Below are 13,245 nucleotides of genomic sequence, written 5' to 3' on the forward strand. Positions count from 1 at the left end.
ATACAGGTCAACTGCATCTCTCTGTATCCGGCTTTTTGTATTCCTGAAAGGTTGCCTGAAGCTTTGGATAAGAAGGGAAAGGAGTTAACGATGTATTTGATGATTGACAATTATGATTCATTTGTCCATAATCTGGCGGCATATTTTAAAGAACTGGGGGTTGAACTGGAGATTGTCAGAAATGACAGTATAGATCCCGTGAAGGCGGAGAGAGAGGCCGCATCCGGCGGACTGGAAGGAATTATCATATCTCCGGGTCCCAAAAGTCCCTCCGAGTGCGAAGGTGTGGGAGAGATGGTGAAGAGGCTGGCGGGGAGGATACCTATCCTTGGGGTCTGTCTGGGACACCAGATCATAGGGCGGGAATTCGGAGGTCAGATTAAAAAGGGGGTGCGGCCCATGCATGGAAAGGTTACAGGGCTCGTGCATAACGGAAAGGGACTCTTTGAAGGGCTGCCGGAAGCCTTTCAGGTAACCCGGTATCACTCCCTGGTGGTAGACAGACATACGCTTCCCGGCTGCATGGAGGCTGATGCCTGGTCCAAAGACGGAGAGATTATGGGTATGCACCACAGAAATATGCCGGTTTATAGCGTGCAGTTTCATCCGGAAGCAGTACTGACAGATTATGGACATGAGCTTCTGCATAATTTTTTAAAGTGTGCGGGGCAGTGGAGGGCAGAGCATGGGTACAGTAATTAGAAGATTATCCTTTTACCGGGAACCAGAAGATATTTTCCGCAGATTCAGGGAAGAGCCTATGGCCGTTTTTTTGGACTCATCCCTTGAGAACAGGCTGGGAAGGTACTCCATGATAGGACTATACCCTTATGTATGTCTCAGAGAGGAAGACGGTATCTGCTACTGCAATAACAGCAGGACGGAGGAAAGCCTGGAATCTCTTCTGAACAAATATCTGAAGGAAAATAAGGAGGCAAACCCTACCGGGCTTCCCATGGTATCCGGTGCAGTGGGGTATCTCAGCTATGATTATGGAAGAAAGTTTGAGGGGATACCTTCCCGGCATGAGAAGAAAATTCATATGCCGGAGGCAATGTTCTGTTTTTACGATGTATATATTATAGGAGATCTGGAGAAGAAAACCCTCTTTCTGACCGCAAGAGGGGAGACCGGAATGCCGGAGGAAGTTCTGGATAAAGTGGAAAAAGAGATAGAGAAGGCTTCTTGCGGGAGGAACTGTCAGAGGCAGACAGAGCTGGCGGAATTTCAGCCAAACTTTACGAAAGACGAGTATAAACAGGCAATAGAAAACATGATGAAATATATGGAGGAAGGGCACATCTATGTGGCCAATATGACACAGCAGCTGACGATTGAAAGCAAAAAGAGTCCATATGAAGTTTTTTCCTATCTTCGGCGGCATAATCCGTCCCCGTTCGGCAGCTATATGAATTATGGAGACTTCCAAATCGTGAGCGCATCTGTGGAACGTTTCTTTAAAATAAGAAACGGTATTATAGAGACCCGTCCCATCAAGGGAACCAGAAAAAGAGGGGAGACTCCCGGTGAGGATGAAGCGCTGCGTCTGGAACTGGAAAATTCTGACAAGGATAAAAGTGAGCTGCTGATGATTGTGGATTTGGAACGGAATGATCTGAACCGGATCTGTGAGCCAGGGAGTGTGGAAGTGACGGAACTTTTTCAGGTGGAGGAATACGCTACTGTATTTCAGCTGGTTTCAGCCGTACAGGGGAGACTGAAAAAGGGGATGGACGGAATGGATGTGATACCTGCAGTTTTCCCCGGAGGTTCTATTACAGGCGCTCCCAAGATAAGGGCAATGGAGATTATTGATGAACTGGAACATGACCGCAGAGGCCTCTACACGGGGAGCATCGGGTACCTGTCCTTTTCCGGAGACTGTGACCTGAATATTGTTATCCGCACAGCTGTCTATGAGAATGGGAGATACCATCTGGGAGTGGGGGGCGGAATCACTTACGAATCTGATGTGGAATTTGAATATGAGGAAACTTTACAAAAAGCAAAAGCAATCTTGGAGGCAGTATATGAATGAGATAAAAGCGGACGACGGGTACTTTTTTGGAATCGGTGTCTTTGAGACGATCGGAATCGAGCAGGGAAGGGTGGTTTTCTTTGAGGAGCATATGAAAAGACTGAGAAAGGGGATGGAAGCCCTTCACATTCCCCATCCAGGGGGAGGAGAGAAGCTTTCAACAGCGTATCTTCTGGAAACTGTCCGGCGAGAAGGCATAGAAAAAGGGGCCTTAAAGATAACTGTTTCCCAGGACAATGTTACGCTGAGCTTCCGGGAAAATCCCTATACCAAAGAACAGTATGAAAAAGGATTTTTACTGGATCTGGCATCTACGGCCAGGAATGAGACTTCCCCTTTTACCTACTTGAAATCACTGAACTGCGGGGAGAATATTCTGGAAAAAAGGGCTGCCCGCCGCAGAGGAATAGATGAACCGGTCTTCCTAAATACAAAAGGACAGCTTGCAGAGGGGGCAACAACCAATCTGTTTTTTGGAAAAAATGGAAGACTGTACACACCGCCCCTTTCCTGCGGCCTGCTGGACGGCATTGTCCGAAAGTTTGTGATGCAAAAGTTCCCGGTGGAGGAAAAGATCGTTTATCCCTGTGAGGCGGGAGAGTACGATGAGATGATGGTAACGAATTCTCTTCTGGGGATCATGCCGGTGCACAGATTTGAAGACATTGCCTTTTCTTCCAGGACATTGTGCAGTATGCTGGCGGAGGAATATGAAAGGTGTTCTCAAAACGGTCGTTTTCTGCTATAATAAAGTTCATATACAGCATTTTTGTCAATAATAACGGACGTCAGGATACCCATGAAATGCTGTTTTAGTATCAGACGTTACAACTATGAAAGAAGGTGTTAGCATGAACTGGGCAGAAAATTTACAAAACAATCTTACTACAGCAGAGCAACTCAAAGGCGTATTGCAACTTAACGATAAGGAGACGGAAAAGCTAAAGCAGATACTGGAACAATTCCCTATGTCCATTACCCAGTACTATCTATCACTGATTCATTGGGAAGACGAAAATGATCCCATAAGAAAAATGTGCATTCCCTCTATCCTGGAGACAGATTTGGACGGAAGCTTTGATACCAGCGGAGAGGCAGATAATACAGTGGTGGAAGGAATGCAGCACAAATATAAACAGAGTGCCATGATACTATCCACAAACAGGTGTGCCATGTACTGCCGTCATTGTTTCAGAAAGCGGCTGGTTGGATTATCTGACAAAGAGATTGCGAAGTATTTCGATAAGATTATGGAATACATAGAAGGGCACACTGAAATCAGCAATGTACTTATATCCGGAGGGGATGCCTTCCTCAACAGCAACGAGGTAATTGAAAAGTATCTGGATCGCTTAAGCAGAATGGAGCATATTGATTTTATCCGGTTTGGGACAAGAACCCCCGTAGTGCTGCCCATGCGGATAACAGAAGACAAAGAATTGTTGGATATTTTGCAGAGATACAGCAGCAAAAAGCAAATCTATGTAATCACTCATTTCAATCATCCCAATGAAATTACCAGAGAATCCAAGGCAGCCGTTCAGGCTTTACTGCATGTGGGAATTCCCGTTCGAAATCAGGCCGTACTTTTAAAAGGAATTAACGACTCTCCAAAGGTACTGGGGATGCTGCTGAAAAGACTAACAGCAGCGGGAGTACTCCCATACTATGTATTTCAGTGCCGTCCGGTCAGCGGTGTGAAGAACCAGTTCCAGGTTCCTTTAAAGCAGGGCTTTCAGATTGTAGAGGAGGCTAAGGGTATGCAGAACGGAATGGGGAAAAACTTCCGCTATGTCCTCTCCCATGAAGCCGGCAAAATAGAGATCCTTGGTATGGCGGCAGAGGATGAGATGCTGTTTAAATACCATCAGGCCAAGAAGCCGGAGGACGCCGGCAGATTGTTTACCAGACACCTGGAGGATACCCAGTGCTGGCTGTAAAGGGAACGATTACCGAAGTATTGCGTGGTGCTGTTCACAGATAAATAAGGGCTGGGGATTATTCCCAGCCCTTACACACGTCTATCCATCCTTTGCTTCCTGCGCACAGCTCCAGATCCTCCATGGTCAGTTCAACCGCGCTGCTGTCATTCCCTGCACCGGGAAATACTGAGGGAAATCGTTTCAGAGAGACATCCAGATAGACATCAACTCCCTCATTAATTCCAAAGGGGCAGACGCCTCCGATCCCGTGACCGATAAGAGGCTCTACTTCCTGTGCCGCCAGCATCTTTGCTTTTACGTGAAACTGATTTTTATATTTGACATTGTCAATCTTGGCATCTCCGGCGGTGAGAATTAAGATGGGCTTGTCCTCTGCTTTAAAAGACATAGTTTTGCCGATCCGCGCAGGTTCACATCCCACAGCCTGTGCCGCAAGCTCTACGGTTGCGGATGAGGTATCAAATTCCATAATTCTAGAATCCAAGCCGTATTGTTTCAGATGATTCCGTACTTTTTCTATAGACATAGCTGATCCTCCTTTTATCTCTTTCTGTCATAATATGGAGATTTTCCTCTGGCTGAAAGGGGGATGCCGATAACGTCTGTTACATCCTCTCCGAGAATTCCAAGCTCCTTAGCCGCTCTGCCGGCTGAAAACATTACCCGGTTGTCAATTCTGGCATCAGCAGCAACACTGACTGCGGAGCCTATGGCAATGCCCAGATCCATAGGGCCGAACGCGCACATTCCTCCTGCTTCCATACAGGCGCTGCAGTTTTCAAACCCGCAGTAGCGGCAGCCTTCGTTCATTTTACGGGCCTGGTTCTTAATGCCCAGCAATACTACCGCAAAACTGTCACGTACATTTGCCGCGTCTCTCATGAAAAAGCCGTAGGACAATTTTGGGGACAGCTCCTCCATTTGGTTTGCAAGTTCTTCTTTTTCCTTTCCGGTCAGAATGCAGGCGGCCAGATAGTCCTCTCCCTTTGTCTTGGGGGCGGTCCTGGCAGCAGCACACATCTTACGGGCAACATGTATTACAGCGGCTTCTTCTGCTTCTTTGGAATGCTGTATCATTTTAAACTCCTCCTTTCAGGATAATCATGCAGACGGTAAGCGGCATGACGGTAAACTAAGTTTATGGTAACGAAAGCGGGAATAGTTGTCAAGCAGTAAGAAAAAAGTTATAGTATATACAGGCCTAAAAAAGGAGGGCCGGTACGAATGAGGTACCGGCGTATATGAAAAGAAATCTATATGAAAAAGGCAGCTGGCCTTTATTTGATTATCACTATAAAAGAAAAATGTGTTGATTTTGTGATGGAAGATTTAAGAAAGTGTAAAGACTAAATAAAATATGCATACATGTGATTTTACCTTTCTTAATGTGGCAGATGACATGGTAATAAGAGTTGAACAAATGACAGGTTAAAGGTGACATATTGAGCGGTCATCGGCAATTAAGCATGAAGAACCACCGGTTTTATACCGGTGGTTCTTCATGCTTAATTCAGACTGTAGACAAAGTCCGAGGACAAGTGCCTCGGATTTTCCTCGCCATTGAGCCAGAAAAGTCAGCACTTACAAGACTTTGAGGCTCTTTTTTGGTATAATAGATGTATCAAATACAGGCGGTGAGATGCTTATGATGACACAGAATGCGGATAAAAAAAGAGAACAGATTCAGTTGTTTTGCATGGATGACATGGTTCCACAGGACCATCTGCTGCGGATCATCGACAAAGCAATCGACTGGTCCTTCATTTATGAACTGGTAGAAGAAAAATACAGTCAGGACAACGGACGCCCCAGTATGGACCCCGTCATGCTGATCAAGATTCCTTTCATCCAATATCTTTATGGCATTAAAAGCATGCGCCAGACGGTAAAAGAGATTGAGGTAAATGTCGCCTACCGCTGGTTCCTCGGGCTGGATATGCTGGATAAAGTGCCGCATTTTTCAACCTTTGGAAAGAACTATACGAGACGCTTTAAAGACACCGACCTCTTTGAACAGATATTCGAGCATATCCTTTCTGAATGCTACAAATTTAAGCTGGTAGACCCTACTGAAGTTTTTGTGGATGCCACCCATGTAAAAGCCAGAGCAAACAATAAAAAGATGCAGAAGCGTATTGCTCATGATGAGGCATTATTTTTTGAAGATCTGCTGAAACAGGAAATCAATGAAGACCGTGAAGCACACGGGAAACGTCCGCTGAAAGAAAAAGAGGATGACAGCAATACACCATCCGGTGGAGCCGGCGGCAAAGAAGAAAAGACAGTGAAAGCAAGCACTTCTGATCCGGAAAGCGGATGGTTCCGCAAAGGAGAACATAAACATGTATTTGCTTATGCAGTACAGACCGCATGTGATAAGAATGGATGGATTCTCAGCTATAGCGTTCATCCCGGGAACAATCATGACAGCAGAACCTTCAAGTCCTTATATGACAAGATAAAAGGGATCGGAATAGAGACGCTGATAGGCGATGCAGGATATAAAACTCCCGGTATAGCAAAACTTTTGATCGATCAAGGAGTCAAACCGCTCCTGCCATACAAACGCCCCCTGACAAAAGAGGGTTTCTTCAAGAAATACGAGTACGTTTATGATGAGTATTACGACTGCTATATCTGTCCCAACAATCAGGTGCTGACCTATCGAACAACCAACCGTGAGGGATATCGGGAGTACAAAAGCTGTGGAAGTAGCTGTGCAGGCTGTGCCTATCTTGCAAAATGTACCCAAAGCAAAGATCATGTAAAGACGGTTATGCGCCACATATGGGAACCTTACATGGAGATGTGTGAGGAGATCCGCCAAACCGTGGGTATGAAAGAATTATATTCCCAAAGGAAAGAAACCATAGAACGAATCTTTGGAAGTGCAAAGGAGAATCATGGTTTCCGATATACACAGATGTTTGGAAAAGCCCGAATGGAAATGAAGGTCGGGCTTACATTTGCGTGCATGAATCTGAAAAAGCTGGCCAGGATGAAAGAGAAATGGGGGCTTCTAGAGGGAGAAGCCCATTACACAAACTTTATTTGGAACGCAATTTGGTTAATAAAAGAAAACTGGCTCTGGGATACAAAGCCCAAAACCAGTTTGTCTACAGTCTGAATTAAGCATGAAGAACCACCGGTTTTATACCGGTGGTTCTTCATGCTTAATTGTCGATTTCAAACCCGTTTTCTGTTGCATGGAGCTGAAATTTGAATCGCATTACATCGCCCAGCCAATAAGTATTTGAATATTCCAGAGGGGTGCCATCCTTCATATAGGAGATACCTTTCAGTAGGATTAATAGAGATTCAGATGTTGTATTTAACAGCAGAGCTTGTTTGCTGGTAGGTCTGAGGACTTCCAGATAGTCTGTTATCCTTTCAGGCACAAGCTGATAATAAGTACTTAATGTTTTGGACAGTTTTCCATCTATAAGTCCCCGCTCCTGCAGCTCTGGCGTCAGGCAGGCAGGAAGCCATGAGTCACAGATTGCTATAGGCCGTTCGTCCAGCTGAAAAAGCCTTTTAATATAAACTACCGGGGAGTCCTGAGAAATCTCCAGGTTTTCATATACTTCACTTCGGGGGGCTGTGAACAGCTGCAGCTCTAAAACTTTAGCATGCATTTCAAACCCTTGGTGGTTCAATTTTTCTCCTGAAATAATACTATAATCTAAATCGTGTATAAATGCTTGGGGATTGGCGCTGACAAAAGCACCCTTCCCTCTCTGCTTCTTGATAATTCCATCCTTCTCCAGCTCTGCTAATGCCTGTCTTATGGTAACGCGGCTTACATCGTACTGGGCAGATAACTCTGCTTCACTGGGCAGCCGGTCATTAATATCCCATTCTTTTTTCGTAATGCGTTCTTTTAAATCAAGTTCTATCTGATAGTATGCGGGAATGGGGGAATTGCGGTCTAATGTCTGTCCCATATTGTTCCCTCCTTTATTGTTATATAGTTATTACAAGCAGACAAGATTATATATTGATTCTACATACTTTCTTCCTAAATGTCAAATTTATTTATAAAAAGAAAAATTGCACAAGAAAAAATAATTTAAAAGTTGATAGTTGACATACTGCACAACTTGTGTTAAAGTTAATACAACATAACAAGCAGACAAGATGTAGAAAAATGGAAGGAGGAGATATTCTGGAAAAGGAGAGGATTTCAGTAATTGGAGCAGCAGCAGTATGTGATTACATATATGAAGTAAATAAACTGCCTGGACCAGGAGATATTGTAGAGATTATAAGAGAACATCCGGAGCCGGTGTGGGGCGGGTGTGCACCGAATATTGCGGTGGGAATTAAAAATCTGACTCGGACAACACCGGAATTGTTCTATCCGGTGGGCTATGACTATAAAGACAGCGGCCTGGAAAATTATTGGAAAGATAAGGGACTGAATTGTGAAAACGTAACAAAAGTAGAGAACTGCCGGTCAGGATATGCGCACATGTACATGCAGAAGGATGGGAAAACTATCTGTCTTGGTTATGCAGGAGCGGCCCGGTGCGGGAAGGCAGATGCAAAAGCTAGATTAGGAGAATGGGTAGTGATAGCCCCCGTGTTGAATGGATATACGGAAGAGTATCTGAAACGTGGAATCGAAGAGAAAAAATCCTGTATTGTAACCGGTATATGCTCCCGGGAACTGATTCCCTATCTGCCGGATGTGAAGGCGGTAATTATTAATCAGCATGAGGCTGACTATCTGATGAGACATCTGGGATTTTGCAGGGAAGAACAATTGGCCGCTTATGTAAACGGGGGACTGCTGTTTATTACTAACGGGGAGAAGGGAAGTAAAGTTTACGAGAAGGGCCGGATGACCCAGGTGCCTGTGGTAACGGGGAATCAAATCATAGATTTTACCGGCGCCGGGGATGCCTACACCAGCGGGGTTGTATCAGCGTTAGCAGTGTGGGGGATGGAACCGGTACTGGCAGGTTATGTAGGGGCGGCCAATGCCAGTTTTGTATTGGAGACCATAGGTGGGCAGACGAATTTGCCCGAATTTGCACAGTTAATCGAAAGGCTGGAGCAGACATACCCTGAGACAGCACAAAAAATAAAAGGTAAGAGAGGATAAAACATGAAAATCAGCAAAATGGACAGAACTTTGGGATGCCTTTACGGAACAGCAACCGGAGATGCCCTGGGTGTACCGTCATCTTTTTTGACACCTAACCGCATCAGGGAGTTATATGGATGGATTGATACTTTTTACCCTCCGGAGAAGGGACATATTTACCATGACGGACTTCTGGCAGGGGAATATACAGATGATACGGAGCAGGCTCTTGCCCTGACCCATTCCTTTCTCCGGTACCACAAAGTAGTTCCGGAAGACATTGCTAAGGAATTGGAAAAATGGGCTGAGCGAGTGAAAGATAAATACGCAAGTCCCTTCGGACCAAGCACGGAGCGGGCACTGAAAGCGATACGGGAAGGCTGCCCTATCGGGGAATCCGGGAAATACGGCAATACCAATGGTTCTGCCATGCGAATCAGCCCTCTGGGAATCATCCACGGGCTGCGGGACAGCTCTATTGAGGAGATTGTCAGAGATGTATATCAGACATGCCTTGTGACACATAACACGAAAGTAGCAGTGTCCTCGGGAGCCGCAGTCGCATGGGGGATTGCAGTTTGTATGAAAGGTGAGACCGATGTCGGTAGAGTGGTGGAAGAGACTATAAAGGCAGCAGCAGCAGGGGAAATATTTGGAAATGATATTCCGGCACCGTCCATCGGCAAGCGGATTGACTGTGCGGCAGACCTGGCATTTAAGGCAAAATCCCCTCAAGAGGGAATGGATGCCATTTACAGCTACTTTGGCGGAGGCGATCTCTGTGCGGATTCCATTCCACAGACCATAGGACTATTTGTCCTGGGAAAAGGAGATCCTAAGAATACCATCGAGTATGCCGTCAATATCGGGGGGGACTGTGATACGAATGCCGCAATGGCAGGGGCAATGGCGGGAGCAATGAACGGCGTGGATGCCGTACCGCTGGTATGGAGAGAAACGGTTAATAAAGTAAATCATATAGATATGACGCCGGTAGCAGAAGATTTGATCAACTTAGCACCTAAGTGGCAGGTGGCTGAATAAGAAGTGGAGGATCTGATATGAAGAGAAGAGTATTATCTTTGGTATTAGCATTGTGTATGGCAGTAGGAATGGCGGGGTGCGGCAGCTCAGAAAAAGAGAAGTCTGGTAAATCGGCATCGGCAGAGGGAGACAGAAAACAGATTACTATGTGGTTCTGGGGTTGTGCCACCCCTTATCAGGAACACATGCAGAAGGTATTGGTGGACAGTTACAACGAGTCTCAGGAGGAATACTGGCTTACTCTGGAATTCAGAAATACCGTGGACAAAGATATTCCAGTTGCTCTGGCGGCTGATTCCGGTCCGGATATAGTATATGCTTCCGGTCCCTCGTATGTATCCACTTATGTCCAGGAGGGAAAGGTAATCAGTCTGGATAAATATGCAGAGCAGTACGGCTGGAAGGACAGAATGCTGGGAATTCTGTATGATGCATGTACGGTAGACGGAAGTCTGTATTCCATTCCTAATTCTATCTCTGTGGGAGGGATTTTTTATAATAAAGCTTTATTCGAAGAGAAAGGCTGGGAGGTACCCTCCACGGTAGATGAGTTGACAGCCATTATGGACGAGGCAATAAAAGATGGTTTATATGGCTCTCTGGCCGGAAATAAAGGATGGAAGCCCTGCAACGATAATTTCAGTTCTCTTATGGTCAGCCATTTTACGTATCCGTCTGTAATGTATGACTGTCTCAGCGGCAAGACTCCTTTTAACAATCCCGAAATGGCAGGAGCCGTTGAGCTGTCGAAGGAGTGGTACGAAAAAGGATATCTGGGAGGCTCGGACTACACGGACCTGGATTCTCAAGAATGTATGCAGATGCTTTCAGAGAAAAAATCTCCCTTTGTCCTTGCGCCTACCTTGTATTTCCAGTTTGCAGGACAGTTCTTTACCGGAGACTTAGAAGATGATCTTGGATTTGTCCCATTTCCATCCCTGCAGTCTGATCAGCCTTCACCGGTGTATGATGTGGCTACCCCCTGTAATTTCAGCATCAGCGCCACCACACCGTATGCGGACGAATGTGCCAAAATTTTAGACACTATGCTGACAGAAGATTTCCTGGTAGAAATGACAAAAGGATGGCCGGGATACTGGGCAACACCTCTCAAGGAGATCACAGTAGATGAAAGCTCAATTGAAGGATTGGGCGGTGAATTTATCGGCGCAGTAAAAGAAGCCTGTACAGCTATTGATAACGGACAGTTCAGCTTCCATCCAACCACGTTTATGCCTCCGGAAACTCAGGAAAAATGGAGAGATATTGACATGGTTTGGCAGGGAGTTATGACACCCGAAGAGTTCCTTGACTCTGTGGATGCCGTGTTCCCCGCTGAGCTGGAGAAGAATTTGGTAAGCCCGTTGGCAGAGCCTGCCAGAGCAAAGTAAATAGGAGTAATAAGGGATGAGCGATAGAAAGAGTAAAAGAGAAAGAAAAACAGGTTATTACTTACTTGCCGCACCCGCTATACTTTTAAGCCTGTCTGTGGTTTTGATTCCGGCAGTTACCACCATTTATGCTTCATTCACGGAATGGAACGGCATGGGAGAGATGAAATGGATAGGACTGCAGAACTTCAAAGATATTCTGGGCGATCCAATTTTCATGACATCTTTGAAGAATAATTTTAGATGGACGCTTATTTTTCTCATCGTCCCGGTAACCATAGGGATGGTTGCGGCAGTCCTGTTGATCAACATGAAGAAGACCAAAAATATGTTTCAGACCTTTTATCTGATTCCCTATATTCTGGCACCTTCTACCAATGCAGTAATTTGGCTGAATATCATGTTTTCCCCTAATGCAGGGGTGATTGGATACTTGAAGGACCTGGGGCTGGATATTTCATCACCGTTAGGTAATATGTCTTCCGCGCTCTACGGTGTAGTTGGAGTAGATATATGGCATTACTGGGGTTTTTTGACCGTGATTTATCTGGCGGCTTTGCGGCAGACACCAATAGACCAGATTGAGTCGGCACGGGTAGAAGGGGGAAATGCATGGCAGATCTATCGTTATATATATCTGCCAAACATTATGCCTACCGTAAAGTTGATGTTTGTTATGATTGTGATCTATTCATTCCTTTCTTTTGATTATGTATATCTTCTGACAGGAGGGGGACCTGCCCATGCCACGGAATTGCTGAGCACCTTTGCCTACAGTACGGCATTTTCTGCCTTTAAGTTCGGGCGCAGCGCCGCTGTATCTGTAGTGATGGGGATTTTCGGAAGTGTTGCAGCATTTTGCTATGTTTGGATAAGCAGAAAGGATGTGGCTGAATAATGAAAAGGAAGCAGGTCATTCATAAAGTTATTATCGTAGTTATTCTGGCAGTTCTATCAGTCATTGCCCTTACACCGGTGCTTCTGGTATTGGTGAATAGTTTTAAGACGCACGCGGAGATTGTAGCGAATCCACTGGCCTGGCCGAAAGAATTCTCTTTTTACAATTACCAGCAGGCTTGGGAGCTGGGCAAGTTTGGGGAAGGATTTGCTAATAGTATCAAGCTTTCCGGAACCGCCGTTGTGGTTGGAGTACTTGCATCCGCAGGATGCGGATATGTCATTGCGGGAAAGAAAATTAAGATGTGGGGCATGATTCTGATCTACTTCATGCTGGTGACAACGGTTCCCATGCAGCTGTTTTTACTGCCTTTGTACTCCACGTTTGTCAAATTAGGACTCATGGGGAATCCATTTGCCGCAGGAGTGGTAATTGCGGCATGGAATCTTCCCCTGCCTATCTTCCTTATGCGTACCTTCTTCCTGAAAATACCAAGGGATCTGGAAGAAGCAGCGCGTATTGACGGGGCAGGAACCTTTCAGGTATTTACCAAGGTGATGCTGCCCATCGTCTCGCCGGGACTGATAACAGTAGCCGTAATTGTAGCACTGAATTCATGGAATGAATATCTGTTAAGTTCCACTTTGCTCCAGGGGGAGACAAATTTTACGGCAACCATTAAGTTTTTAAATTTAAATGGAACATTCTCCAGAGATATGAGTATTATCATGTCGGGAGCAGTAATTATGATTGTTCCGGTGGTTATTGTATTCCTTCTGCTGCAGAAATATTTTATTGAAGGTATGACCGGCGGATCGGTAAAAGGATAATAAAAATAATAT

Annotated in this window: 13 protein-coding genes; 10 read left to right on the forward strand and 3 right to left on the reverse strand. The window is 45.4% G+C overall.

All coding sequences use genetic code 11. The features are described from left to right. The first annotated feature begins 90 nt into the window (after positions 1 to 90). The 4 genes from ACGHCT_RS04020 (at position 91) to ACGHCT_RS04035 (ending at position 3,978) form a co-directional block, all read left to right on the forward strand. Positions 91 to 702 carry an anthranilate synthase component II gene (locus ACGHCT_RS04020; RefSeq protein WP_390438346.1) on the forward strand — a complete coding sequence of 204 codons (612 nt, stop codon included), beginning with the start codon at positions 91 to 93 and terminating at the stop codon, positions 700 to 702. Next, positions 686 to 2,038 (forward strand): aminodeoxychorismate synthase component I, encoded by a 1,353-nt coding sequence (gene pabB / locus ACGHCT_RS04025; protein WP_072849691.1) that lies wholly within the window; start codon positions 686 to 688, stop codon positions 2,036 to 2,038. The genes ACGHCT_RS04020 and pabB overlap by 17 nt, the downstream gene beginning before the upstream one ends. Beyond that, positions 2,031 to 2,786: an aminotransferase class IV gene (locus tag ACGHCT_RS04030; protein ID WP_390438349.1), complete on the forward strand. Its 756-nt coding sequence runs from the start codon at positions 2,031 to 2,033 to the stop codon at positions 2,784 to 2,786. Before pabB ends, ACGHCT_RS04030 begins: the two co-directional genes overlap by 8 nt. Before the next feature lie 103 nt (positions 2,787 to 2,889). Then, entirely contained in the window at positions 2,890 to 3,978 is a 1,089-nt protein-coding gene (locus ACGHCT_RS04035; RefSeq protein WP_390438351.1) for a KamA family radical SAM protein, read from the forward strand. Between the two features lie 58 nt (positions 3,979 to 4,036). Here ACGHCT_RS04035 and ACGHCT_RS04040 read toward each other — a convergent pair whose 3' ends face one another. Together ACGHCT_RS04040 and ACGHCT_RS04045 are read right to left on the reverse strand one after the other, a co-directional pair. Then, entirely contained in the window at positions 4,037 to 4,507 is a 471-nt protein-coding gene (locus ACGHCT_RS04040; protein ID WP_072849697.1) for a YbaK/EbsC family protein, read from the reverse strand. 14 nt (positions 4,508 to 4,521) lie between these two features. Further along, complete coding sequence (locus ACGHCT_RS04045; protein ID WP_390438353.1) at positions 4,522 to 5,058, reverse strand: ferredoxin domain-containing protein; 537 nt, start codon at positions 5,056 to 5,058, stop codon at positions 4,522 to 4,524. A gap of 562 nt (positions 5,059 to 5,620) precedes the next feature. Here ACGHCT_RS04045 and ACGHCT_RS04050 point away from each other — a divergent pair. After that, the gene (locus ACGHCT_RS04050) at positions 5,621 to 7,108 is read left to right on the forward strand and encodes an IS1182 family transposase (RefSeq protein ID WP_390436657.1); all 1,488 of its coding nucleotides are present in this window, start codon (positions 5,621 to 5,623) and stop codon (positions 7,106 to 7,108) included. A 46-nt stretch (positions 7,109 to 7,154) separates the two neighbouring features. Here the strand turns inward: ACGHCT_RS04050 and ACGHCT_RS04055 are convergent, their stop codons facing one another. Further along, the gene (locus ACGHCT_RS04055; protein ID WP_072849700.1) at positions 7,155 to 7,925 is read right to left on the reverse strand and encodes a GntR family transcriptional regulator; all 771 of its coding nucleotides are present in this window, start codon (positions 7,923 to 7,925) and stop codon (positions 7,155 to 7,157) included. A gap of 203 nt (positions 7,926 to 8,128) precedes the next feature. On the opposite strand from ACGHCT_RS04055, the gene ACGHCT_RS04060 reads away from it, so the two are divergent. Genes ACGHCT_RS04060 through ACGHCT_RS04080 form a run of 5 tightly spaced genes read left to right on the forward strand, consistent with a single transcriptional unit; the run spans position 8,129 to position 13,233 of the window. Further along, positions 8,129 to 9,088: a PfkB family carbohydrate kinase gene (locus ACGHCT_RS04060; RefSeq protein ID WP_390438355.1), complete on the forward strand. Its 960-nt coding sequence runs from the start codon at positions 8,129 to 8,131 to the stop codon at positions 9,086 to 9,088. A 3-nt stretch (positions 9,089 to 9,091) separates the two neighbouring features. Beyond that, the gene (locus ACGHCT_RS04065; RefSeq protein WP_390438357.1) at positions 9,092 to 10,114 is read left to right on the forward strand and encodes an ADP-ribosylglycohydrolase family protein; all 1,023 of its coding nucleotides are present in this window, start codon (positions 9,092 to 9,094) and stop codon (positions 10,112 to 10,114) included. A gap of 17 nt (positions 10,115 to 10,131) precedes the next feature. Further along, positions 10,132 to 11,505: an ABC transporter substrate-binding protein gene (locus ACGHCT_RS04070; protein ID WP_390438359.1), complete on the forward strand. Its 1,374-nt coding sequence runs from the start codon at positions 10,132 to 10,134 to the stop codon at positions 11,503 to 11,505. A gap of 16 nt (positions 11,506 to 11,521) precedes the next feature. After that, positions 11,522 to 12,403, forward strand: coding sequence for a carbohydrate ABC transporter permease (locus tag ACGHCT_RS04075; protein ID WP_072849708.1), 882 nt, complete (start codon positions 11,522 to 11,524; stop codon positions 12,401 to 12,403). Then, on the forward strand, positions 12,403 to 13,233 hold the full coding sequence (locus ACGHCT_RS04080; RefSeq protein ID WP_072849710.1) for a carbohydrate ABC transporter permease: 831 nt from the start codon (positions 12,403 to 12,405) through the stop codon (positions 13,231 to 13,233). Before ACGHCT_RS04075 ends, ACGHCT_RS04080 begins: the two co-directional genes overlap by 1 nt. Positions 13,234 to 13,245: the final 12 nt, after the last annotated feature.

The organism is Lactonifactor longoviformis (assembly GCF_042848515.1).
GTDB lineage: Bacteria > Bacillota > Clostridia > Lachnospirales > Lachnospiraceae > Lactonifactor > Lactonifactor longoviformis.